Source organism: Roseovarius maritimus (assembly GCF_043355895.2).
Lineage (GTDB): Bacteria > Pseudomonadota > Alphaproteobacteria > Rhodobacterales > Rhodobacteraceae > Roseovarius > Roseovarius maritimus.
Genome location: NZ_JBHFPF020000001.1, coordinates 584411 through 608268, shown reverse-complemented (window position 1 = coordinate 608268; position 23858 = coordinate 584411). Strand labels below are relative to the sequence as shown.

The following is a 23858-nucleotide window of genomic DNA, read 5'->3' as shown; positions in this document are numbered from 1 at the left end:
TCTGGTGTCTCAGATTAAAGGCGAAACGCTTTAGGGAATGCGCGCGGCCTTACGGCACTAGCTGAATTCCCGTCGCGATGCCGCCAAAGAAGCAGCCGGAGGCGACCAGCACGAAGCCATGCCAGATCGCATTGGAATAGCGCAGCTTCTCCCAGGCGTAAAAGGCTATGCCCGCACTATAAAGAAGCCCGCCCGCCAAGATCAGTCCAAGGCTGAACCGCGGCAAAAGGCCGATGAGCGGCACGAACAGAATGACGCCCATCCAGCCAAGTGCAAGATAGGGCCAGAACGCCGTGTGCATGCGCCCGCGGCCCGTCATCAGTTTCAGCGCTGCGCCGACAAGGGCCAATACCCAGACGATGCCCAGCGTGACATAGCCAAATCCGGTGCCCAGAAGCACCGCAAGCGGCGTGAACGTGCCGGCGATCTTGACGTAAATGGCTGCGTGATCGAGGCGCCGCAAGATCGGGCGCGCAATCGTGTCCGCAAGAATGTGGTAGGCTCCCGAGGCTCCCAGCATGATCAGAAGTGCTGCAGAGTAGACGGCCAGCGCTGTCCACTGGCCCATACCCACCTCTTGCGGCATCCGGCTCAGAAGCCAGACAACCGCCCCGAGTGCGAGCGCGAAGCCGACGATGTGAACAGCGCCATCCGCCAACCGCTCATTACGTGTGTAGGAAGGGTAAGACATTGCATTCATGCCTTTCACGCTAGGGCATTGAACTTAAGAAAACCTGAAGGCGCTCGAGTGCAAGCGCGCGGACATCAACGTGATCGGATGCCAGAAGGTTTCAAGCCAGTCAGCGGGCCAGCGCGCCCCAGAGATCATACTCCCCCGCCTCGTCCACTTCAATGCGCACGATATCGCCGACGCTGAGGCCCCCGGTGCCTTCGTCGATAAAGAGGTTGCCGTCGATTTCGGGCGCATCTGCCTTGGTGCGGCACGTGGCAACGCCGTCCCCGTCAATATCATCGATGATAACCTCTTGCACAGATCCAACCTTAGCAGCCAATTTCTCAACAGAAATAGCCTGCGCTTTTTCCATAAACCGATCCCAGCGCTCTTGCTTGACCTCATCCGATACATGGTCCGGCAGATCGTTCGATCGCGCGCCAGCCACGTTTTCATATTGAAAACAGCCTACGCGATCCAGTTGCGCCTCGTCCAACCAATCGAGAAGCGTCTGGAACTCCGCTTCGGTCTCGCCGGGATAGCCGACGATGAAGGTGCTGCGCAGAGTGATATCGGGGCAGATGTCGCGCCACTCCGCGATCTCGTCCAGCGTTTTCGCCGCCGCCGCAGGTCGGGCCATGCGGCGCAGCACATCGGGATGGGCATGCTGAAACGGGATATCGAGGTAAGGCAGCACGAGGCCGTCTGCCATCAGCGGGATCAGATTGCGCACATGCGGATAGGGATAGACGTAATGCAGCCGCACCCACGCGCCCAGACTGCCCAGATCGCGGGCAAGGTCAGTAATATGCGCGCGGTGCCCGCGCTCATCGGCATGCTTGATATCAACGCCATAGGCCGAGGTGTCCTGACTGATGACCAGCAGTTCCTTGACCCCGTTATCGACCAGCTTTTCCGCCTCGCGCAGCACCGCATGCGCGGGGCGCGAGGCAAGGCGGCCGCGCATGTCGGGAATGATGCAAAACTTGCACTTGTGATTGCACCCCTCGGAAACCTTTAAATAAGAATAGTGCCTCGGTGTCAGGCTGACGCCCGATGCGGGCAGCAGATCGATATAGGGATCGGGCCGTGGCGGCACGGCGGCATGCACCGCGTCCAACACCTGTTCATACTGATGCGGGCCGGTCACGGCCATGACGCTGGGATGCGCGCCGGTGATGTATTCCGGCTCGGCGCCGAGGCAGCCGGTGACGATGACGCGGCCATTCTCGGCCAGCGCCTCGCCGATGGCGGCAAGGCTTTCGGCTTTGGCGCTGTCCAGAAACCCGCAGGTGTTCACGATCACGGCATCCGCACCGGAATAATCGGGCGAGATGCCATAGCCCTCGGCGCGCAGGCGCGTCAGGATGCGCTCGCTGTCGACCAACGCCTTGGGACAGCCCAGCGACACCATGCCTATATGCGGCTGCCCCTCGCGCCGGGGGGCCGGGGTCAGGCGGGCACGGGCAAGGTCGGGGCGCAGATCTGGGGGATTGGTGCTCATGGGCGGCATATAGACGAGGCGGCGACGCCGCAAAAGGGGCAAACTATTGCCGGTGGGCGGCGCCGCGCCTAAGCTGGAAGGTAAAAGGGCGGCAAGGACGCCACGATAATGAGGCAGCACATGAAATTTCTGGTAAAGGTTCTCGGCTTTGTCCTGATCGCGGCGGTCCTTGCGCTCGGCGCGCTCTTCTTTCTGCCGGGTGAGCGGATCGCGCGCATCGCCGCCGAGCGGATCAGCACCATGACGGGCCGCGAGGTCACAATGACGGGCGATACCTCGATCAGCTTCTATCCCGTCCTCGGCATCAGCACCGGCAAGACGACCATTGCCACGGCCGACTGGGCCTCTGGCGGGCCGATGCTGACGGCGGACAGCCTCAAGGTGGGCGTCGATCCCGTCGCCCTGATCGGCGGCGAGGTGCGCATCACCGGCCTCGAAGTGGCCCGCCCGCGCATCGTGATAGAGCGGGACAAGAACGGACGTGGTAACTGGGAGATCGGCATCGACGGTGTCGCTTCGACCGGGCAGGGCGAAGCTCTGCAGGGCGAAGGGGCCACCACCCAAGACGCGCAGTCGCGCGCCTTGGCGCTGACATTGGACCGCGCGCTGATCACCGACGCCTCGGTGACCTATATCGATGCGCGCTCCGGCACCCGGAAGGAGATGTCCGGCGTCGATCTGGACCTGCGCTGGCCGAATTATAGCGGTGAGGCGACATTCGATCTGGTGCTGCGCCCGGCCCAGCAGGATGTGCAGATCGCGGGCCAAATCGATCAGCTTGGCCCGCTGCTCGAAGGTGGTGTCTCGCCGCTCAGGATGACGGTTTCGACCGATGGCGGCACGCTCACCCTCGATGGCCGGGCCAGCGCGGCGCCGCAACTGGACGCGGGGCTTACGGCGGATATCGGCAGCACGGCGCGCTTCATGACCGCGCTGGGCCTGCCGCCCGCCGATCTGCCCCGGGGGCTGGGCCGCGAGGTGACCGCCAAGGCGCAACTGAACGTGACCGAAGACCTGCGCGTCTTGCTGCGCGACATGACGTTGGGCCTTGGCGGCAATACCCTGACCGGCGCGTTGGACCTGGTGACCAGCGGCGCGCGTCCGCGCATCACGGCGCGGCTGAATGCGGGTGCGCTGAATCTCAGCGCGCTCTCTGGCGACGACAGCGGCGGCACCGCCACGGGCACGCCCGCCCCCGGACCAGCCGTGGACGAAGGCTGGTCCCGCGCGCCCATAGATGCCAGCGCGCTTGGCCTTGCTGATGCGGATATCGCCTTGACGGCCAGCAGCCTCGATCTTGGCCAGTTCACCTTCGGAAGCGCGGATATCCAGCTGACCATCGATGCCGCCCGCGCCGTGGCGCGACTGAATCAGCTCGAGGGGTATGGGGGTAGCGTCACGGGGCAGGTGGTGGCCAACAACCGCTCGGGCCTGTCGGTCGGGGGTGATCTGACCGCGCGCGGCATCGACATGGAGCGGCTGCTGACAGATGCGGCAGACATCACCCGCTTTGCCACCACCGGCACGGCCAGCCTCGATTTCCTCGGCGTCGGCCAATCGGTTCACGAGATCATGAACAGCCTCAGCGGCAATCTCAGCTTTGCGACCGGGCGTGGGGTCATCTCCGGTTTCGATCTTGACCGGCTGATGCGCACCGGTGACGGCAGCGGCGGCACCACGGTCTTTGATGAGATGGGCGCCAGTTTTGCCATCGAGGGCGGCAACATGCGCGGGGATGATCTGAAAATGTCCATGCCGCTGGCAAGCGCAACGGGCAAGGGCCGCATCGGCCTTGGGGCGCGTGACATCGACTATCTTTTCACCCCCGTGCTCCTGCAGGGCGAAAACAGCCGCGGCCTTGCCATCCCGGTCAGCATCACGGGCCCTTGGTCCGATCCGCGCATCCGCCCCGATCTGGAAAAGGCCATCGACCTCAATTTCAAGGATGAGCGCAAACAGCTTGAGAAGAAGGCCCGCGAAGAGGTTGAAAAGGAGATCGACAAATTCGTCGAGAAAGAGCTGGGCGTGACCGTTCAGGAGGGCCAGTCCGTCGAGGACGCGCTGAAAGAAAACGTCAAGGAGCAGGCGGTCAAGGAACTCTTCAAGCTCTTCGACTAGGCGCCCGGCTTCATCTTGGCAAAAATACACACGCCGCAGACATCCTGTAGTCCAAGAAATAGCCCCGCCTGACCGGACGGGGCTGTTTTAACCCAAGGGCGCGCGGCCTTCAGCGGCGGCGGTCGCGGCGCGAACTCATCGGCTGGAACGCGACACCCACATGCGCCTCGCAATAGGGCTTGCCAGCCTGTACCGGCAGGCCGCAGAACCAGAAATCATCGGTCGCCGGATCCCCGACAGGCCATTTGCAGGTGCGCGATGTCAATTCCATCAGCGACAGTTTCTTGGCCTTCTTCTCGACCTCGCTGACCTTGGCCAGCGCCTTGGGATCGATCTCGTTCGTCGAGGGCTGCGGCGGCAGGGGCTGGCCCGCCGGGATGATCGGCTTGATCCGGGTGACGGGGGCGGCAGGCGCCTCATCCTCTTCCGGCTCGGAGGGCGGCTCCGCCTTGGCGGCGGGCTTGGCCGCCGCTGGCTTGGCGGCTGCCTTGGGCGATGATGGCTTGGCCGTAACCTTGGGCGCTGCCTTGGCGGGCTCTGCCTCTGAGGCGCCCGCACCGGACGCGCCGGCACTGCCGGCCCCGCCATTGCGGTTCGACAGACCCAGCCTGTGCACCTTGCCGATCACGGCATTGCGCGTCACACCACCCAATTCCTTGGCGATCTGGCTGGCCGATTGGCCCTCGCCCCACATTTTCTTCAGCAGCTCGACGCGTTCATCGCTCCAGGACATGATGGCCCGTTCCTTAACCTTGGGACGCACGCCAACTGGCGCGGAGACCCGCAAATTTCCCGAGTTCCCTATTCTAATCACTCGTGAGTGAGTTACAAGACGTCGAATCAGGCCAAGCGGGCCGGAATGCCGCGATGCGGCGCCGACCTGGGCCGACATGCAGGAGGCAGATGATGCAGGATTTCACCGATATGGGCACGCGGCGCTTCGGCGCGGTGAACTGGCTGGGCCTTGCCACGCTCTGCTGGCGCGAGATCATGCGCTTCGTCGCCGTCTGGACGCAAACCCTGCTGGCCCCACTGGCGACGGCAGCGCTCTTCCTGGTGATCTTTACCATCGCCATCGGCCCGACGCGCGGAGATGTCATGGGCGTGCCCTTCACGCATTTTATTGCGCCGGGCATCCTGATGATGACGGTGATCCAGAATGCTTTTGCCAACACCTCCTCCTCGATCGTCATCGGCAAGGTGCAGGGCAATATCGTCGACACGCTCATGCCGCCGCTCAGCCCGGCCGAGCTGGTTCTGGGCTATCTCGTCGGCGCTATGGGGCGCGGTCTTTGCGTGGCCATCGCCATCGCGCTGGGCCTGATGCTCTTCGAGGGGATCGTGCCGCAACACCCGGTAATGTTGCTGGGCTACGTCATCCTCGGCTCGGCCTTCATTGGCGCCGTGGGCATCGTTGCAGGCATTTTCGCCAACAAGTTCGATCAGATGGCGGCGATCACGAATTTCATCGTCACGCCCCTCGCGTTCCTCTCGGGCACCTTCTACTCGGTCGAGGCGTTGCCCCCGGTGCTGAACGAGATCACGCATTTCAATCCGATCTTCTACCTGATCGACGGCGCACGCTTTGCCATGCTGGGGGTTTCCGACAGCAGCCCGGCACTGGGCGCGGTGGTGGCGACGGGCTCAACCCTCGCCGTCGCGGGCGCGGCGCATTGGATGTTCGCGCGCGGCTACCGGCTCAAGGCCTAGCCCGAGTTGACAGGGCAGGCCCGCTGCGGCACTCCTTGGCGCCTGACCCAAAGGAAGCACTGCCATGATCCCCTCTGTTCTGCCCACCTATAACCGCGCGCCCCTCAGCTTCGTCAAGGGCGAGGGCGCCTGGCTGATCGAGGCAGATGGCCGTCGTTTCCTCGATCTGGGGGCGGGCATCGCGGTGAATGCTCTGGGCCATGCACATCCCGCCCTCGTCGAGGCCCTGACAAGCCAGGCGCAGGCGCTCTGGCACACGTCCAACCTCTACCGCATTCCTGGGCAGGAAGAGCTGGCGGATCGCCTCGTCGCCACCACCTTCGCCGATACCGTCTTCTTCACCAATTCCGGGACCGAGGCGTGCGAGTTGGCAGTCAAGATGGCGCGCCGCCATTTCCACGACGCGGACCAGCCGGACCGCACCGACATCATCGCCTTCGAGGGGTCATTCCATGGCCGCTCAGCTGCGGGCATCGCGGCCGCCGGATCGGACAAGATGACCCACGGCTTCGGCCCGCTTCTGCCTGGCTTCACCCATCTGCCCTGGGGCGATCACGACGCGCTCCACGCCGCCATCACCGATAAAACAGCCGCCATCCTGATCGAGCCCGTTCAGGGCGAAGGTGGCATCCGCCCGCTGCCCGATCAATGCCTCAAGGGCCTGCGCGACCTCTGCGACGCGCACGGTATCCTTCTGATCCTCGACGAGGTGCAATGCGGCATGGGCCGCACCGGCCGCCTGTTTGCCCATGAATGGGCGGGCGTAGATCCCGACATCATGATGGTCGCCAAGGGCATCGGCGGCGGCTTCCCCCTTGGCGCGGTGCTGGCTACCGAGCATGCGGCCAGCGCGATGGTCGCGGGCACCCATGGCTCGACCTATGGCGGCAACCCGCTGGCCTGCGCTGTCGGCAATGCCGTCATGGCGGAAATCGCCACCGAAGAGTTCCTGCAAGGCGTGCGCGCTCGCGCGGGCTTCATGCGCCAGCGACTTGAGGCGCTGGTCGCGGCCCATCCGGACGTCTTCGAGGCGGTGCGCGGCTCCGGCCTGATGCTGGGGCTCAAATGCAAGGTTCCCAATACCGATGTGCTGAATGCCTGCTACGATCAGCTTGTCTGCACCGTGCCTGCCGCCGACAACGTTCTGCGCCTTCTGCCCCCGCTCAACATCACCGATGCCGAGATCGCCGAAGCGCTCACCCGCCTCGACAAGGCTGCCACCTCGCTTGCCTCTTCTGGCTGAAAATATCCTCGGGGGTGCGGGGGCAGACAGCCCCCGCCGCCATCCGCAACCAGGACATTCCATGAACCATTTTCTCGACATCCACAAAACCGATCCTGCCGCCCTGCGCAGCATCATCGACAATGCCGCGCAAATGAAAACCGTCCGCGCGGGCCGCACGCGCGGCGCGGCGGATGACGACCAACCGTTGGCGGGCCAGATGGTCGCGTTGATCTTCGAAAAACCCTCGACGCGCACGCGGGTCAGCTTCGATGTCGGGGTGCGCCAGATGGGCGGGCAGACCATGCTTCTGTCGGGCTCGGAAATGCAACTGGGCCATGGCGAGACGATCGCCGATACCGCCCGCGTGCTCAGCCGCTATGTCGATCTCATCATGATCCGTACCTTTGATGAGTCGGTGCTGATCGAGATGGCCGATTATGCCGATGTCCCGGTCATCAACGGCCTCACCGACCGCACGCATCCCTGCCAGATCATGGCCGATATCCTCACCTACGAGGAGCATCGCGGACCGATCAAGGGCAAGAAGGTGGTCTGGTCCGGCGACGGCAACAATGTCTGCGCCTCCTTCCTGCACGCGGCAGGGCAGTTCGGCTTCGACATGACCTTCACCGGCCCCGTTCAATTGGAACCCGAGCAGGAATTCATCGGTCTCGCGCGAAAGGCCGGCGCACGGATCATCGTCGAGCGTGATCCGCACAAGGCGGTAGAGGGCGCCGATCTGGTCGTTACCGATACATGGGTCAGCATGCATGACAGCCAGTCGACCAAGGAGCGGCGGCATAACATGCTGCGTCCCTATCAGGTGAACGAGGCGCTGATGGCGTCTGCCAAACCCGATGCGCTCTTCATGCATTGCCTGCCCGCCCACCGCGAGGAAGAGGCGACGAGCGCCGTCATGGACGGCGCCAATTCCGTCGTCTTCGACGAGGCGGAGAACCGCCTGCACGCGCAAAAGGCGATCATGCGCTGGTGTCTCGGCGTCTGAGCCGGCGCCTTGCAAACCCATTGCGACGGGGCTTAATCTGCGCCGAACCGCCTGGGGAGGCAGCATGACCAAAGCACGGATCGGCATCTATGGCCTCGGCACGATGGGCAGTGCGCTGGCGCTAAACATGGCCGGGCAAGGCATCGATGTCGCCGTGGCCAATCGCGAGGTCGACTGGCTGCCCGGCTTCATGTCCGAGGCTGGCAACCTGGCGGCCCGCATTCATTCCCACGAGACGCTTGAGGCCTTCGTCGCCGGCCTTGCCGCGCCGCGCATCATCCTTTTCATGATCCCCTCGGGCGCGCCGATGGATGCAATGATCGCGGCAATCCTGCCCCTGCTGGCGCCGGGCGACACGATCATCGACGGCGGCAATGCCGATTTTCACGCCACACGCCGCCGCAGCGCCGAGCTGGCCGCACTGGACATTCATTTCGTCGGCATGGGTGTCTCGGGCGGCGAAGCGGGCGCGCGGCACGGCCCCTCGATGATGGTGGGCGGCACGGAGCACAGCTGGACGCAGCTGGAACCGATCCTGACCGCCATCGCCGCCCGCTATGAAGGCGATCCTTGCGTCGCGCATCTGGGTTCGGACGGCGCCGGGCATTTCGTCAAGACGGTGCATAATGGTATCGAATACGCGGATATGCAGGTGATCGCCGAGATCTACGGCCTCATGCGTTACGGACTTGCGCGCAGCCCCTCCGAGATCGGCGCGGCCTTCGCGCGCTGGAACGACGGGCCGCTGCAATCCTACCTCACCGAGATCACCGCCAAGGCGCTGGGCTATGCCGATCCGGTCACTGGCCACCCGGCGATCGACGTAATCAAGGATGCCGCGGGGCAGAAGGGCACCGGGCGCTGGACCGTCATCGAGGCGGTCAAGCTGGGCCAATCGGCCAGCATGATCGATGCCGCTGTCGCGGCGCGCAGCTGGTCGTCGGAGAAGGACACGCGCGTGGCCGCCGAAGGCATCCTTGGCGGGGAGCGCGGCACGCTCGACCTAGGCGAGGATGTGCTCGCGGATGCATTCATGGCCGCGCGCATCCTGAGTTATGCGCAAGGATTTCGCATCCTCGAGGCAGCCAGCGTTGAGTATGACTGGGCGCTCGATTTCGCCCGCATCGCCGAGATCTGGCGCGCGGGCTGCATCATCCGCTCGGCCCTTCTGAATGACATCGCGGAGGCATTCCGCGCCGATATGCCGGGCGGTCAACTGATCCTCGCTCCCGCCATGGCGGCCGAGCTGACCCGGACGATTCCCGCGCTGCGCCGCGTGGCCGCAGCGGCGGTGGCGGGCGGGCATCCTGCCCCGGCGCTGGGCGCCGCGATCGGCTGGTTCGACACGATGCGGCAAGGGCACGGGACCGCTGATATTATCCAAGCCCAGCGGGATTTCTTTGGCCATCATGGCTATGCGCGGCTGGATCTGCCGGGGGTGTATCATGGGCCATGGTGGGACTAGGTCCGCCGTTCGTATCTTGGTGTTTTTTGCCAAGATGAAGGGGGGTGTTCGTCCTATTTGCGGGGCTTCGCGCGCAAGGTCGGGTTGGCCTGACTTGGATCTTCGGGCCAGGGGTGACGCGGGTAGCGCCCCCGCATGTCGCGCCGCACATCGGCATAGGAGCTGGCCCAGAAGCCGGGGATATCCATCGTCGTCTGCACTGGGCGGTGCGCGGGCGACAGAAGCGTCACGCGCAGCGGTGTCTTGCCCACCATCGGATGCGTGGTCTGGCCGAACATCTCCTGCAAGCGCAGTTGGATCTCGGGCGGGTCAGTGTCGTAGTCGATGGGGATATGGCGGCCAAGCGGCGTGGTGAAATGCGCAGGCGCCAGCGCATCCAGAGCTTGCATCTGCGCATAGTCCAGCTGCGCGCGCAGAGCGTTCAGGATATCGAAGCGGCGCCACTCCGCCGCGCTGCGTGTGCCTTGGAGGAATGGCAGCAGCCAGTCCTCCAGCCGGTCCATCAGGGCGGCCTCGCTCATATCCGGCAGGTCCATCCCGCTGGCGCGCCCCAGCGCCACGCGCGCAGCAAAGCGGCGCGCAGCATCCGTCCAGACAAGGCCCATCTCGCGGACGCCGTCCAGCATGGCGCGCGCGATGGCGTCCTGTGGCGCGTCCTTCCACTGGCGGTCATCGAGGACGAGCGCGCCATAACGCTCTTGCTGACGCGCGCTCACGCGTCCCTCGCGGCGCGACCAGACGCAGGTATCATACCAAGCGATCTGCTCGGCGTAGAGGCTGCGCAGTTGCGCCTCGGCCAGCGGGATCGCCTGCCGGATGCGCGCCTCGCGCGGATTGCCATCTGTATCGGTCACCACGATCAGGCGCTGATTGCCCAGCGGGTCCTCGGCGCCGAAAACCGCACCCTTTCCGCCGGACATTAGATAGCGCGGCGCGTCACCCGCTCGGCGCATGCCGATCCGGTCGGGATAGGCGAGGGCGGCCATTTCGGCATCGCTGAGGTCGTGGTGCTGCGCAGGCTTGGCCGCGTCGGCAAGACGGCGCGCTTCTTGCGTGATGCGCTGGAGCACTGCGCGGCTGGGGGCGTGCGGGTGCGGCCCCTTGGGCCTGCGGATGGCCGCCAGGCGCAGGGCCAGATCGGCGGGCGCGCCACGCGGCAGGGGGTCGCGCTCGGACAGGAGCGCGGCGAGGGGGGCGGCGTCGGGACCTGCCAGCGCCAGCATATGCGCAAGGCGCGGGTGCAGCGGCAGCGCAGCCAAGCCGCGCCCGTGATCGGTAATGTGCCCGGCGTTATCCAGTGCGCCCAGCATTCGCAAGAGTGCCCGCGCCTCGGCATAACTGCCCGGGTTGGGCTGTGTCAGCAGGGGCATCTGATCCGGCGCCGCGCCCCAAAGAGCCAGTTCCAGCGCGAGAGGGGCAAGGTCCGCCGCCTCGATCTCGGCCGGAGGGAAGGCGGGCAGGGCGCCCTCTTCGCCGCGGGTCCAGAGGCGGTAGCAGATGCCGGGCGCGACGCGGCCGGCGCGGCCCCGCCGCTGGACCGCCTCGGCGCGGCTGACAGGCTCGGTCACAAGGCGGGCCATCCCGGCTCCGGGATCGAACCGCATCCGCCGGGCGCGGCCACCGTCAATGACAACGCGTACATCCTCGATGGTCAGCGAGGTCTCGGCGATCGAGGTGGCAAGCACGATCTTGCGCGCGCCCTTGGCAGGAGCGATGGCCGCGCGCTGAGCGGCAAAATCCATCGCGCCGAAAAGGGGGCGCAAGATGCAGCCCGCGCCGATGCGCGGCGCCAGCAGCGCCTCCAGCCTGCGGATCTCGCCCTCGCCGGGCAGGAAAATCAGCACGCCGCCCTCCGTCTCGGCCAGCGCCTCGCAGGTCAGATCGGCCAAGGCGGCCTCCAGCCGCTGCGCCTTGGGCCGGGGGCGCTCCAACCAGCGGGTCTCGACCGGAAAGGCGCGGCCTTCGCTGGTGATGAGGGGCGCATTGCCCATCAGCTCGGCCACGGGCGCTGCGTCCAGAGTGGCCGACATGGCCAGCAAATGCAGATCAGGGCGCAGCGCGCCCGCGATTTCGAGGCAGAGCGCAAGACCCAGATCGCCATCAAGGCTGCGTTCGTGGAATTCATCGAAGATGACGGCGCCGATGCCCTTCAACTCGGGGTCGGACTGGATGCGCCGGGTCAGGATGCCGGTCGTCACCACCTCGATTCGGGTGGCCGCTGACACGCGCCCCTCGCCGCGCACCCGGTAGCCCACGGTGTCGCCCACATCCTCGCCCAATGTCTGCGCCATCCGCTCGGCGGCGGCGCGCGCGGCAAGGCGGCGCGGCTCCAGCATGACAATGCGGCCCGGAGTGAGGCCTGCCTCCATCAGCGCGAGCGGTACGCGGGTCGTCTTGCCCGCGCCGGGCGGCGCCTGCAGCACGGCGCGGCCCCGGCCGCGCATGGCGTCCAGGAGGCGCGGGATCGCCTCGTCTATGGGCAGATCGCCTTGCATCTAGTCGCGCGTCATCTCGGCCGTGCCATAGGCGGATTTAACCGTCAGCGCCTTTGCGCGCATCACCGTGCCAGCCGGCGTGTAGGTGACGGCGAAGGGATAGACGCTCTGGCGCTTCATCTCGGAGGCCGAGAACCCTGCAAGGCGCGTATAGGCACCGGCGCAAGTGATCTGCCCGGCGCCATCGCGCCGTTCCGTCATGGCCAGGCGCGCGCGGCGTTGGCCGTCGAAAATGGTGACGTCGTAGTTGCAAAGTCCCGGCAAGGGCTGGTCGCGCAGCACGCCCCAAAGTGCCGTCATCGGATCGACCGTGCCGCCCTGCGTTGCGGGGTTCAGCGCATCGGGATCCTGAGCGACCTCGGCGGCGACGCTGCCCCCGGTGATGCGCGGCACACCGCCCTTGTAGCGAAGCGAGGCTGTGGACCGGCGGCTGCCCGTGTTGATCCGCTCGTCATAGGCCTGCGGTGACAGGCGGCCTTGCTTGTCCCGGCCTTGGGCGGACAGGCGAAATCCGGCCTCGACGATGCGGCCGATGCCGCTGGTATCGAAGACGCCAGTGACGGCGTATGCGCCGGCCTCCTCGCGCGCGGCGAAGCGGATCTTGCCGACGGGCAGTCCGAGAAGACGCACATTAAAACTCGTGCGGACTTCCTCGGCCTGGGACGGGCCGGGCACGCCAAACAGCAGGGCAAGTATCAAGGCTAAGGGGGCGGCAAGGCGCATAGAGCAGTCTCCGATCGGGCATATCCCAGGGCCGCACTGGACAAGTCCCGGCCCGTCGCGGCATGAAGGCGTGCGGACGGACAAAAGGATCAGGGCGGCCATGACCATCGACATTGCACAGCTTGAGCGCGGAATTGTCAAAGGGGATCGGCGGGCCCTGTCGCGCGCGATCACATTGGTCGAAAGCAGCCGCAGCGATCATCGCGCCCTTGCCGCAGAACTTGTCGAAGCGCTCAAGGGTGCGGACGGTGTGGACCACCAGGCACTGCGCATCGGCCTGTCGGGCACACCGGGCGTGGGTAAATCGACCTTCATCGAGGGATTTGGCCGGATGCTGACTGCGCAAGGACTGCGCGTCGCGGTGCTTGCGGTTGATCCCAGCTCGGCCCGCTCGGGGGGCTCGATCCTCGGTGACAAGACGCGGATGGACCGGCTCAGCCGCGATCCAAATGCGTTTATCCGCCCGTCTCCCAGCCAGACCCATCTGGGCGGCGTCGGGCGCCGTTCGCGCGAGGCGGTGGCGCTCTGCGAGGCGGCGGGGTTCGACGTGGTGCTGATCGAGACGGTGGGCGTTGGACAATCCGAAACCGTCGTGGCCGAGATGTCCGATCTCTTCGTGCTGCTACTGGCCCCTGCGGGCGGGGACGAGTTGCAGGGGGTCAAGCGGGGCATCATGGAGATTGCGGATATCATCCTGATCAACAAGGCGGATGGCGATCTGAAATCCGCCGCCAATCGCACATGCGCCGATTATTCCGGCGCTCTGCGCCTCTTGCGCAAGCGCCCACAGGATCCCGAAGGGTTTCCCAAGGCGATGATGGTCTCGGCGCTTGAGGATACCGGCCTGCAGGCGGCTTGGTCCGAGATGCAGGCGCTGGCCGACTGGCGGCGCGAGAATGGCCACTGGGATGCGCGCCGCGCCGATCAGGCGCGCTACTGGTTTGGCGAAGAGGTCCGGCAGGGCCTCTTGTCGCAGCTGGACACTCCGGAGGCGCGCCGCGCGATGAAAGAGCTTGGTGCAGACGTGGCCGAAGGTCGCACCACGCCTGCCATCGCCGCGCGCGCGCTGCTGGACCGGATCGGCGAGATGCAGGCCCAGCAAGACTGAGGGGCGCTTTCCCTCCGCCGTGATGCGGCTCCTCCCTTAGGTATTTTAGGCAAGAAAAATGGGCGGGCTATCTTCTGGCGAAAAATATCCTCGCCGAAGGCAGGAATCTCTTTTGGCGAGCACTTTAATGGCCCTGGCGCCCCTTGACGGGCCGGGCGATTCCGCCTATCCACCGCCAACGGAATTTCGGGCGCGGCTTTTGCGGCGTCCTGTGGCCTTTGCGGCCACACTGATACCGAATTGACAAGGGCCGACTGGCCTTCACCTAGTAAGACGAGGATGACACCATGTCGCGCCGCTGCGAATTGACCGGAAAAGGCCCGATGGTTGGCAACAACTCCAGCCACGCCAACAACAAGACCAAGCGCCGGTACCTGCCGAACCTGAACGATGTCACGCTTCAGTCCGAGGCGCTGAACCGCGGGATCAAGATGCGCATTTCGGCGCATGCCCTGCGCAGTGTCGATCACCGTGGCGGTCTGGATGCATTTCTGGCCAAGGCCAAGGATGTCGAATTGTCGCCGTCGGTTCTTAAGGTCAAGAAAGAGATCGCCAAGGCGCTGGCCGCGTCGGCCTGAACTCTGCCAAGGCTCTGACCCTATCGAAAAGGCTCCGCCGGGAACGGCGGGGCTTTTTGCGTATAGGCAGGCGCATGCCGGGGGCCCTAAAATTGGATCCCGGCCCTTGTAAGTGCTTGGGTGCGCAGTATCTTGCTCTGGTGGGGCAGGGAGTCGACTTCAGACCGTGACACAGCGTCCAAGGCAAATACTGGCCACCATTGTGGCATTGGTGCTGGTGTTGACGGCCCCATCCTTGGCCCTCGCGCGCAGTGTGCCGGGTGCCAGTACAGTTCTGACGATTTGCAGCGGCACCGGTCCGCTCAGCATCGCGGTGAATGCCGAGGGGCAGCCCGTGGGCCCGCCGCATATCTGCCCCGACTGCGCGCTGGCCGCGCTGGGTGCCATATTGCCCGGTCTGCCCGATAATCCTGTCCCGATGACGAGCAGGCGTGCCGCGCGCGCCGCCCCCTTGCCCGGTGGCGCGGCTCTCGTGAATCCGATGCAGGCCCGAGCGCGGGCGCCGCCAGTCTCGGTAGTGCCAGTTTTAGACACCCTCTAACACAGACAGAATCCAAGGAGAGACATCATGTCTATCACCCTTCGCTCTATCGTCGCCAGCGCGGCGCTTTTCGCGGCCATGCCCGCCTTTGCCGCCGACATCACTGTCGAGGACGCCTATGCGCGCAGTGCGTCACCCACGTCCAAGACCGGCGCGGCCTTCATGCAGATCGTCAATCACGGCGCCCAAGACCGCCTGATCGGCGCATCATCGCCCGCGGCGGACATCGTCCAACTGCACACGCATATCGAAAGCGGCGACGGTGTAATGAAAATGGTCCATGTCGAAGAGGGCTTCGAGCTGCCCGCAGATGGCATGATCTCGATGCAGCGCGGCGGCAAGCACGTCATGATGATGGGTCTGACCGCGCCGCTGGCTCAGGGCGCGACAGTGCCAGTTACGCTGACCTTCGAGAAAGCCGGCGAGATGACCGTCGATGTCCCTGTCGATCTAGAACGCATGCCCGGCGACAGCATGGAGCAGGGCATGTCGCACTCGGAAGGGCACGACATGGACCACGGCGAGAAGAAAAGCGATTGATAAGGCCCAAGGTGGCCCCGTGTGTCGGGGCCGCCTTTCTTCGACGCGGCTCATCTGTGCGGGTGGCTCAGATTACAAAAGCGAGATATCGGCGGCCATCTGGCGCCCGTCCCGGCCTTCCTGCAATTCGAAACTTACTTTCTGATCATCGGCCAGCCCGGTCAGCCCGGACCGTTCGACTGCCGATATGTGGACGAATACGTCCTTGCCGCCGCCATCCGGCGCGATGAAGCCATAGCCTTTGGTGGTGTTGAACCATTTTACGGTGCCTGTCGGCATTCCGCCTCTCCTTCCAGTCTGTCTCCCCGGGCGGGTGCCGGGACATTCAGCCGGAGCGACATGACCGCGTGGGTGCAGCCATATGGCCCCGGTCGCATATCGATCTTTGCACGGGTATTTCAAAAATCAAGCAAAAGAGAATAAAGCTTTGGCAAATCGGCGCTAGACCGGGGCGGGACGGCGAAAACCCGCGCTGTTTCTATGCCAGAAACGAGGATGCAAGCGAATGAAGATTTTCGGTCTGAAAAATTGTGATACCTGCCGCAAGGCAGCCAAGGCGCTGCCGCAGGCCGAACTGGTCGATATCCGCGAGCACCCCTTGCCAGACGATTTGTTGGAGCGGGCGCATGATATGTTCGGCGCGGCGCTGCTGAACACGCGCTCTACCACGTGGCGCGGTCTGAGCGAAACAGAGAGACAGTGCGATGCGCTGGATCTGATCCGGTCGCATCCTGCGCTTATGAAACGTCCGTTGATCGACGATGGCGACACGCTTTATCTGGGCTGGAGCCAAGGCGTGCAGGGCGCCCTGATCTGAGGCTAGTGTGCCGGACCGGCACTGAGGCGCCGTGCGGCCAGACGATCGAGAGACAGGGGGCCCGCGCCCTTCAGCACCAGCGTGAGCAGCAAGAAGACCCAAAGAGCGCGCTGATCCAGAATTATCGAATCGGGCACCCGGTCAAACCAGGCGCCGACCGCATCAGGCTCCGACGCGAGGCCGTGACCGACGACGTCGGTCAGCGATTGGATTATGACAAAGCCGATCATCCCCAGCGCGGCGAGGCGGGTGGCAAAACCGATCACGATCAGCATGGGCAGGATGAATTCGGCCCAGGTGCCCGCCAGAACCACGAGCGTGTGGAAAAGGCCAAGCTGGCTGACGTCATAGCCTGCGGCCTCCATCGCCCTCGGGAATATCTGGGCATAGGCGCCGGTGGAGGGGGAAAAGATGCCAAGCAGGCCGTCTCCGAGCTTGGTCAGGCCCGAGGCCCAGAAATAGACCGCGAGGATGGCGGCAAAGAGGAGGCGGGCGATCAGGCTGAGCGCGGCGTCAGCCCTGCTTTGGGCGGCGTCCAGCGCGATGTAGCGGTGCAGAAGCGGCATCATCGGGTCTCTCCGGGGATAAGGCGGTGGAGGGCGCCGCCGCTTGTGAGAATGGCAAGAACGCCGGCCAGGTCGAAATCCGGTGCACCGCGCATCGCAGTGTCATGCGACGCACCAATGGTCTGACCGGCGGCGAGGGCCGCTACGAAATCGGCGCCGCCGGGACCAGCGACCGCCGCTATTGGGTGGTACTCGGGGCGGGTGACGATCACATCCTCGGCTATGGCCGCAGGTGTCGGTGCGCCATTTTGCATGTTGTAGGCCCAAATGCCGTGCACCGGCCAAGAGGAGCGCAGCAGGCGTAGTGCAGGCGCCAGCTGGAGCCGGGAGGCCAGCAACTGCTCGGGCGCCAGGCCCTGCAAAACTGCGGGGTCCAGTGGGGTAGCATCCGCCGCGTGATAGGATTCGCGCAATGTTTGCTCCAGCCGTGCGACATCGCCCAGATATCTCAGATGCGCAAGCGGTGGAAATTCTTCGAGAAATTTTGGCAGCGTTGCGCCATAGATGGCGATCATCGGTTTGTCGGGCGGATGCCGGCGCAGGAATTCACCCGTGATCGCCCGGAAATTTCTGGGTCCGATCAGCTTTCGCACGGCCGGAAAGCCGACTTCGAGCGCGTCGATCAGGCTGGAGGCGACATTGTTGCGATATATGTCAAAACGCCGTCCCACAGGCCCGCCTTGGCCGTCGCCCAGCCCTTCGGGTGGAGGCAGCGCCGGGTCCAGCAGGGCGGCCCGGAATCGGGATTGGGTCGCGCTCATGCGGGCACGGCGGCGGTGGCCTTGGCCAGCGCACCCGCGGCGCGGCGGGCCTCTTCGCGCAGCACTGGCCAATCGGGCACATCTGCATCCCATTCGATCAGCAAGGGGCGCGGTCCGGTGCGCGCAAGGGTGTGATCCAGCAGCGCCCAGACCGGATCGGCCACCTCGCAGCCATGGCTGTCGATCAGCAGGGGGGCATCGCCGCCAGCATCCTCATCATGGCCGCCCAGATGCAATTCGCCCACATGCTCTACGGGAAAGGCGTCGATATAGGCGCGCGCGTCCAGTCCGAGGTTATGCGCCGATATGAAGACGTTGTTCACGTCCAGCAGCAGGCCGCATCCGGTGCACGCGGAAATTTCGGACAGAAATTCGGTCTCGCTCATCGTGCTGGCGTCAAAGCTGAGATAACTGGACGGGTTTTCCAGCAGCATGGGCCGCGCGATGGCCTCTTGCAGCTGGTCGATATGATCGCAAACGCGGGTCAGCGTCTGAGCTGTGTAGGGCAGGGGCAGCAGATCGTTCAAATACGCGCCGTCATGCGTGGACCAGGCCAGATGCTCGGAAAAACTGGCGGGCTTCAGCCATCCGATCAGGTGCCGCAGCCGCGCCAGGTGATCGGGGTCCAGCGGGCCCTCGCCCCCGATGCTGAGGCCGACGCCATGCACCGAGATGGCAAACCGCTCGGAGAGAGCGCGCAACTGCGCGAGGGGCCGCCCGCCATCCCCCATGTAGTTCTCGGCATGGATCTCGAGCCATTCGACAGGTGCAGGATCCTGCATCAATTCGTTGAAGTGTTGCGCCTTGTAGCCGACGCCGACGCCGTTTGGCAGCGCGCCCTGCGGTTCTGGTGGAGAAGTGGTGTCGTCCAGCATGGCACGGCTCCTTGAGGATATTTGCGGCGTCGAGGAAAGCCATTTTGGGGCGGCGGCCTCAGGCTCGGCCGCACGCCCCGATTGGCAAAGGGTTAGGCAGGCAGATCGCGCGGCAGCTCTTCCAGCGAGCCCTGCCGCGCGGTGCCGTCCTCCATCGCGGGCAGTTCCATGGTGGTGCAGGTGCCCTCGTCGACCAGCGTCCAGGCGTTGCCTTGGTAGTCGACCTTGGAGGTGCCTGCGCAGGTAGTGCCGGCGCCGGCCTTGCAATCATTCTCGCCGGCCAGCGCCACGCCGTAGCATTTGACCTGAGCTTCGGCCGAGGCGGTGCCCGTCTGGGCGGTCAGCGCTGCGGTGAAGGCGCCTGCGATTGCAGCGGTTTTCATCATGTTGGACATCTGGTGGTCTCCCTGTGGACTATATGCATCGCTGAGTATTGCGACAGGTTTACCATAGGGAAGGTGATGCGTAGCGCGCTAGTCACGGATGCGTCAGACACGCAGGCGTTAGAACCGCGTCAGAATGCCGCAGTTGTTTTTACACGATAAATTTGGGTCGCACGGCGCGGCACGGCGTTCTTTTTCGGCGCCGCGCCGCCATTCTCAGGCGATTGTTACAACAAATCGGGCGCCTTCGCCTCCCGCCCGAGGCTCTCGATCACGTCATCCAGCGTCTCGACGCGTGTCTCTTTCTCGCCCAGACGCCGCAGGGACACGGTGCGATCCTCGACCTCGCGGTGGCCGCAGGCGAGGATGACGGGCACTTTCCCGACGGAGTGTTCGCGGACCTTGTAGTTGATCTTCTCGTTGCGGATATCGGCCTCGGCACGCACGCCGCGCGCCTGCAATGCGGCGACCACCTCGTTCACATACTCGTCCGCCTCCGAGACGATGGAAGCGACGACAACCTGGCGCGGCGCCAACCAGAAGGGCAGCTTGCCCGCATGTTCCTCGATCAGGATGCCGATGAACCGCTCGAAACTGCCCAAGGTGGCCCGGTGCAGCATATAGGGCCGCTGCTTGGAGCCATCGGCGGCGATATAGGTGGCGCCCAGACGCTCGGGCAAGTTAGGATCGACCTGGAAGGTGCCACATTGCCATGTCCGGCCAATCGCGTCGGTCAGGTAGAAGTCCAATTTCGGCCCATAGAACGCGCCATCGCCCGGCTCCAGCGTGAAATCACGGCCGGTCGCCTTGATCGCGCCTTCCAGTGCGCCCTCGACATGATCCCACGACTCGTCAGTGCCGACGCGCTTTTCGGGGCGGGTGGCGAATTTGATCTCGAATTCGGCAAAGCCAAGATCGGCGTAGATATCGGCAAGGAAATTGATGAACTTCGCGCATTCCTCTTCGATCTGATCCTCGGTGCAGAAGATATGCGCATCGTCCTGCGTAAAGCCGCGCACACGCATGATGCCATGCAGCGCGCCCGACGGCTCGTATCGCGAGCACGAACCGAATTCAGCAAGCCGCAGGGGCAGGTCGCGGTAGGATTTCAGACCCTGATTGAAAACCTGCACATGGCAGGGGCAGTTCATCGGTTTCAGGGCGTTCACGGCCTTTTCCTTGGCGTGCTCTTCCTCGACCTCGACGATGAACATGTGGTCCTGGTACTTGTCCCAGTGTCCCGATGCTTCCCACAGCTTGCGGTCCACGACCTGCGGCGTGTTGATCTCCTGATAGCCGCCGGCGCGCTGCTTGCGGCGCATGTAATCCTGCAGCTGCGTGTAGATCGTCCAGCCGTTCGGGTGCCAAAAGACTTGGCCCGGCGCCTCTTCCTGCATGTGGTAGAGATCCATCTCGCGGCCCAGCTTGCGGTGGTCGCGCTTGGCGGCTTCCTCAAGCATGTTCAGATGGGCCTTCAGCTTTTCCTTGGAGCTGAAGGCGACACCGTAGATGCGCTGCAGCATCTCGCGCTTGGAGTCGCCGCGCCAATAAGCGCCCGCGACACTCATCAGCTTGAACGCATCGGCGGGAAGCTGGCCTGTATGCTGAAGATGCGGACCACGGCAGAGGTCCTGCCAGTCGCCATGCCAATACATGCGCAAGGGCTCGTCGCCGGGGATCGCCTCGATCAGCTCGATCTTGAAGGGCTCGCCTGCGTCCTTGTAGTGCTGGATCGCGCGGGGGCGGTCCCAGACCTCGGTGCGGACCGGATCGCGCGCGTTGATGATGTCGCGCATCTTCTTTTCGATCAGGCCCAGATCCTCGGGGGTAAAGGGTTCTTCGCGGTCGAAATCATAGTACCAGCCGTTCTCGATCACGGGGCCGATGGTGACTTTCACATCGGGCCAGATCTCCTGCACCGCGCGGGCCATGACATGGGCCAGATCATGGCGCAGCAGCTCATTGGCCTGATCCTCATCCTGCATGGTGTGGATCGCGATGCTGGCATCGGTGTCGATCGGCCATTGCAAGTCCCAGTGCCGGCCGTCCACAGTGGCCGAGATGGCCTTCTTCCCCAGGGATTTGGATATATCGGCAGCGACCTCGCCGGGGGTGACGCCGGGGGCGTATTCGCGGGCGTTGCCATCAGGGAATGTCAGGGAGATTTGGGCCATCTGGGGCGCTCCTCGTCGGTTTGGCGCCTACACGTGCGCCCGGTTGCGGGTGAGATGCCCTTGTGCCGCTGCCCCTTGCGGGTGTCAAGCACACCTGCGTTCTGAAATCCGGTTGGCGCGCCCCGGCGAGGCCGGATAGACTGACCCCGGCAGTTTTCACAAGGAGCGGGACATGACCCAATATAATCCCAATATCGAGCTGGGCATCGAGGATATGGATTTGATCGAGGATGCGCTGCGCCATGCCAAGCGCCGACTGTCGATGCCGGGCGGCGCCGATGCCGATGCGCCAATCGCGGGCCGAACCGTGCGCGAGATCGACGAGTTGCTGGGCCGCCTGCATAATCAGAAGGTGTTCTTCCGCCCCAGCAAGACGCCCTATGTCAGCGGTTGAGCCATGAGCGGAGCTAATTTTCTGGAAACGTCCGAAGGGCGGCGCATCGCCTATCGCCAGTCCGATGGGGCAGGACCGGGCATAGTGTTTCTTGGCGGCTTCATGTCGGACATGGAGGGCTCGAAGGCCGTTCATCTGGAGGCGGCCGCCCAGGCCGAGGGGCGCGCGTTCCTGCGCTTCGATTATTCCGGACATGGCGGCTCCTCGGGCGAGTTTACCGATGGCTGCATTTCCGATTGGGCCGCCGATGCGGCAACGGTGATCTCAGCGCGGACCACCGAGCCTCAGATCCTTGTCGGCTCGTCCATGGGCGGCTGGATCGCGCTCTTGCTGGCGCGCGCCATGCCCGAGCGGATTGCCGGCCTTGTCACCATCGCCGCCGCGCCGGATTTCACCGAGGACAGCATGTGGGCGGGCATGAACGAGATCGAGCGCGCCAAGCTGATGCGCGAGGGGCAGATCTTTCGCCCCAGCGACTATGACGCACCCTACACGATCACACGCAAGCTGATCGAGGATGGGCGGCAAAACCTTGTCCTGCGGGATACGCTCGATCTTCCGTTTCCCGTCCGTTTCCTGCAAGGGACGGCTGATGCGGATGTCGATATGAGCGTCGCGCTGGCGCTGTTGACACATGCCAGGGGCCCGGACATGCGCCTGACGCTGGTGGATGGGGCGGATCATAGGTTCTCCGATACCGACTGCCTTGCATTGATTGACGCGTCGGTCGCCGACGTGACTGCGCGCGCGGCGCGTTGATGCGCCGCCCTCGATCCATGCGTGGGCTCGAGGATCTGGGCCGCGTGCGGCTGAGCCCGCATTTCTACATGCGCGATTTTCTATATTCCGAGATCGGAAATATCCACGGCATACCCAACATCCCGGACGATCCGGACCGCGCCATCGAGATGGGCCGCGCTCTGTGCGAGACGCTGCTGGATCCGCTGGAGGAGACATTCGGGCGCATCGCGATCCGCTCGGGCTACCGCAGTGCTGCACTCAATCGCTTTGGCAATGACAACGGGCTGAACTGTGCGCGGAATGATGCCAATATCGGCTCGCATATCTGGGACGCGGGTGAGGGCGATCAGCGCGGTGCGTGCACCTCTCTGGTGATCCCGTGGTTTGCCGATCGCTATGCGAAGGGGCGCGACTGGCGCGATCTGGCATGGTGGTTGCATGATCATCTTGATTACTCGGAAATCTTCTTCTTCCCAAAGCTTTGCGCGATGAACCTAAGCTGGCGCACACGCCCTCTGCGGACCATTTCCAGCTATATCGCGCCCAAGGGTCTACTGCTGCGGGCTGGGGCGGAGCCGGTCGAGGATGCGGCCCAGCGTCAGGCGCGATATGCAGATTTCCCGTCCTTTCGCGCCATTCGCACGCCCTGACCAGCACGGGGCCGGTTGACGCCCGCGCGCGCTCTGCCAATGTGCGCCGCAGCGCCTGCCCCCCCCCCTGCCGGCCGAAAGGAGTTCCCCCGCATGAACGAGGCTCTCGTTCTTTTGCCCGATATCATGTGTGATGCACGGCTCTTCGGTCCGCAACTGGCTGCGTTCAGCAAGGCGCATGCGATCACGGTTGCTCCGGTAACGGGGGGCGACCGAATCGAGGAAATGGCGTCGAACCTGCTGGATGTCTTGCCGCGCCGCTTTGCGCTGGCAGGGCTGGCGCTGGGGGCCAGCGTCGCGATGGAGATCGTGCGCCGCGCCCCCGACCGCGTGACGCGGCTGGCGCTGATGAATGCCAGCGCCTTTGCCGAGACGCCGCAATCGGCCGCGGATTTCGAGCCTGTGATCACCAAGGCGCGCGCCGGGAACCTGAAGGGCTTTGCCGAAGGGGTCATGCCCGCCAATGCGCTGGCCCCCGGCCCGATGCGCGGCGAGGTGCTGGCCCTGGTGCATGACATGGCCGACCATCTTGGGCAGGACACGGTGATCCGGCAGGCCCGCGCGATCCAGCGCCGCCGCGACTATCAGGCGGTGATGCGCAAGATCAAGATGCCGACCCTGGTGCTGTGCGGCGCGCAGGACGCGACATCGCCGATCAAGCGGCATCAATTCCTGTCCGACCTCATTCCCTATGCGGAGCTGGCGGTGATCGAAGCGGCGGGCCGCTTGCCCACGCTGGAACAGCCGGACGCCACGACCGACGCGCTGATGCACTGGATGAAACAGCCGCTGGTGCTGCGTTAAGGCGTTG

Annotated in this window: 25 protein-coding genes; 13 read left to right on the top strand and 12 right to left on the bottom strand. The window is 64.6% G+C overall.

Annotation, left to right across the window (positions count from 1 at the left end):
* Positions 1–49 precede the first annotated feature (49 nt).
* Positions 50–691: a PAQR family membrane homeostasis protein TrhA gene (trhA, locus tag ACEWPM_RS02955; protein WP_393964089.1), complete on the bottom strand. Its 642-nt coding sequence runs from the start codon at positions 689–691 to the stop codon at positions 50–52.
* 109 nt (positions 692–800) lie between these two features.
* Complete coding sequence (rimO, locus tag ACEWPM_RS02950; RefSeq protein WP_393964090.1) at positions 801–2177, bottom strand: 30S ribosomal protein S12 methylthiotransferase RimO; 1377 nt, start codon at positions 2175–2177, stop codon at positions 801–803.
* 120 nt (positions 2178–2297) lie between these two features.
* On the opposite strand from rimO, the gene ACEWPM_RS02945 reads away from it, so the two are divergent.
* The gene (locus ACEWPM_RS02945; protein ID WP_393964091.1) at positions 2298–4295 is read left to right on the top strand and encodes an AsmA family protein; all 1998 of its coding nucleotides are present in this window, start codon (positions 2298–2300) and stop codon (positions 4293–4295) included.
* Between the two features lie 109 nt (positions 4296–4404).
* Here ACEWPM_RS02945 and ACEWPM_RS02940 read toward each other — a convergent pair whose 3' ends face one another.
* Positions 4405–5028, bottom strand: a complete 624-nt coding sequence (locus ACEWPM_RS02940) for a GcrA family cell cycle regulator (RefSeq protein ID WP_393964092.1) — start codon at positions 5026–5028, stop codon at positions 4405–4407.
* Between the two features lie 173 nt (positions 5029–5201).
* On the opposite strand from ACEWPM_RS02940, the gene ACEWPM_RS02935 reads away from it, so the two are divergent.
* From ACEWPM_RS02935 to gndA, 4 genes are all read left to right on the top strand, one after another.
* A complete protein-coding gene (locus ACEWPM_RS02935; RefSeq protein WP_420767993.1) occupies positions 5202–6005 on the top strand; it encodes an ABC transporter permease in 804 nt (267 codons plus the stop codon).
* Between the two features lie 64 nt (positions 6006–6069).
* On the top strand, positions 6070–7248 hold the full coding sequence (locus ACEWPM_RS02930; protein WP_393964094.1) for an aspartate aminotransferase family protein: 1179 nt from the start codon (positions 6070–6072) through the stop codon (positions 7246–7248).
* A gap of 61 nt (positions 7249–7309) precedes the next feature.
* Complete coding sequence (gene argF, locus ACEWPM_RS02925; RefSeq protein WP_393961010.1) at positions 7310–8236, top strand: ornithine carbamoyltransferase; 927 nt, start codon at positions 7310–7312, stop codon at positions 8234–8236.
* Positions 8237–8300: 64 nt separating this feature from the next.
* Positions 8301–9701 (top strand): NADP-dependent phosphogluconate dehydrogenase, encoded by a 1401-nt coding sequence (gene gndA / locus ACEWPM_RS02920; protein ID WP_393960976.1) that lies wholly within the window; start codon positions 8301–8303, stop codon positions 9699–9701.
* 53 nt (positions 9702–9754) lie between these two features.
* On the opposite strand, the gene hrpB is transcribed toward gndA, so the two are convergent.
* A complete protein-coding gene (gene hrpB, locus ACEWPM_RS02915) occupies positions 9755–12196 on the bottom strand; it encodes an ATP-dependent helicase HrpB (protein WP_393960975.1) in 2442 nt (813 codons plus the stop codon).
* The gene (locus ACEWPM_RS02910) at positions 12197–12826 is read right to left on the bottom strand and encodes a DUF3108 domain-containing protein (protein ID WP_476454004.1); all 630 of its coding nucleotides are present in this window, start codon (positions 12824–12826) and stop codon (positions 12197–12199) included. It lies immediately after the preceding gene.
* A gap of 193 nt (positions 12827–13019) precedes the next feature.
* On the opposite strand from ACEWPM_RS02910, the gene meaB reads away from it, so the two are divergent.
* Together meaB and rpmB are read left to right on the top strand one after the other, a co-directional pair.
* Positions 13020–14027 (top strand): methylmalonyl Co-A mutase-associated GTPase MeaB, encoded by a 1008-nt coding sequence (gene meaB / locus ACEWPM_RS02905; RefSeq protein WP_393960973.1) that lies wholly within the window; start codon positions 13020–13022, stop codon positions 14025–14027.
* 287 nt (positions 14028–14314) lie between these two features.
* Entirely contained in the window at positions 14315–14605 is a 291-nt protein-coding gene (rpmB, locus tag ACEWPM_RS02900) for a 50S ribosomal protein L28 (RefSeq protein WP_076532386.1), read from the top strand.
* A gap of 159 nt (positions 14606–14764) precedes the next feature.
* Here rpmB and ACEWPM_RS02895 read toward each other — a convergent pair whose 3' ends face one another.
* Positions 14765–14992: a hypothetical protein gene (locus ACEWPM_RS02895; protein WP_393960972.1), complete on the bottom strand. Its 228-nt coding sequence runs from the start codon at positions 14990–14992 to the stop codon at positions 14765–14767.
* A gap of 181 nt (positions 14993–15173) precedes the next feature.
* Here ACEWPM_RS02895 and ACEWPM_RS02890 point away from each other — a divergent pair, with 181 nt between their 5' ends.
* On the top strand, positions 15174–15686 hold the full coding sequence (locus ACEWPM_RS02890; RefSeq protein WP_393960971.1) for a copper chaperone PCu(A)C: 513 nt from the start codon (positions 15174–15176) through the stop codon (positions 15684–15686).
* Positions 15687–15758: 72 nt separating this feature from the next.
* On the opposite strand, the gene ACEWPM_RS02885 is transcribed toward ACEWPM_RS02890, so the two are convergent.
* Positions 15759–15965, bottom strand: coding sequence for a cold-shock protein (locus tag ACEWPM_RS02885; protein WP_393935074.1), 207 nt, complete (start codon positions 15963–15965; stop codon positions 15759–15761).
* 226 nt (positions 15966–16191) lie between these two features.
* Here ACEWPM_RS02885 and ACEWPM_RS02880 point away from each other — a divergent pair, with 226 nt between their 5' ends.
* Positions 16192–16503, top strand: a complete 312-nt coding sequence (locus ACEWPM_RS02880) for an arsenate reductase family protein (protein WP_393960969.1) — start codon at positions 16192–16194, stop codon at positions 16501–16503.
* 2 nt (positions 16504–16505) lie between these two features.
* On the opposite strand, the gene ACEWPM_RS02875 is transcribed toward ACEWPM_RS02880, so the two are convergent.
* The 5 genes from ACEWPM_RS02875 to thrS form a co-directional block, all read right to left on the bottom strand.
* Entirely contained in the window at positions 16506–17069 is a 564-nt protein-coding gene (locus tag ACEWPM_RS02875) for a DoxX family protein (protein WP_393961009.1), read from the bottom strand.
* Positions 17069–17830, bottom strand: a complete 762-nt coding sequence (locus ACEWPM_RS02870; protein ID WP_393960968.1) for an HvfC/BufC family peptide modification chaperone — start codon at positions 17828–17830, stop codon at positions 17069–17071. The genes ACEWPM_RS02875 and ACEWPM_RS02870 overlap by 1 nt, the downstream gene beginning before the upstream one ends.
* Positions 17827–18705 (bottom strand): MNIO family bufferin maturase, encoded by an 879-nt coding sequence (gene bufB / locus ACEWPM_RS02865; protein ID WP_393960967.1) that lies wholly within the window; start codon positions 18703–18705, stop codon positions 17827–17829. The genes ACEWPM_RS02870 and bufB overlap by 4 nt, the downstream gene beginning before the upstream one ends.
* Positions 18706–18797: 92 nt before the next feature.
* On the bottom strand, positions 18798–19100 hold the full coding sequence (locus ACEWPM_RS02860; RefSeq protein WP_393960965.1) for a BufA1 family periplasmic bufferin-type metallophore: 303 nt from the start codon (positions 19098–19100) through the stop codon (positions 18798–18800).
* Between the two features lie 215 nt (positions 19101–19315).
* Positions 19316–21262, bottom strand: a complete 1947-nt coding sequence (thrS, locus tag ACEWPM_RS02855) for a threonine--tRNA ligase (RefSeq protein ID WP_393960964.1) — start codon at positions 21260–21262, stop codon at positions 19316–19318.
* A gap of 172 nt (positions 21263–21434) precedes the next feature.
* Here thrS and ACEWPM_RS02850 point away from each other — a divergent pair, with 172 nt between their 5' ends.
* The 4 genes from ACEWPM_RS02850 to ACEWPM_RS02835 all read left to right on the top strand — a co-directional run bounded on the left by ACEWPM_RS02850 (position 21435) and on the right by ACEWPM_RS02835 (position 23851).
* Positions 21435–21656 carry a hypothetical protein gene (locus ACEWPM_RS02850; RefSeq protein WP_393960963.1) on the top strand — a complete coding sequence of 74 codons (222 nt, stop codon included), beginning with the start codon at positions 21435–21437 and terminating at the stop codon, positions 21654–21656.
* 3 nt (positions 21657–21659) lie between these two features.
* Positions 21660–22415: an alpha/beta fold hydrolase gene (locus ACEWPM_RS02845; RefSeq protein ID WP_393960962.1), complete on the top strand. Its 756-nt coding sequence runs from the start codon at positions 21660–21662 to the stop codon at positions 22413–22415.
* A 17-nt stretch (positions 22416–22432) separates the two neighbouring features.
* Positions 22433–23047: a hypothetical protein gene (locus ACEWPM_RS02840; RefSeq protein ID WP_393961008.1), complete on the top strand. Its 615-nt coding sequence runs from the start codon at positions 22433–22435 to the stop codon at positions 23045–23047.
* 93 nt (positions 23048–23140) lie between these two features.
* Entirely contained in the window at positions 23141–23851 is a 711-nt protein-coding gene (locus ACEWPM_RS02835) for an alpha/beta fold hydrolase (RefSeq protein ID WP_393960961.1), read from the top strand.
* Positions 23852–23858: the final 7 nt, after the last annotated feature.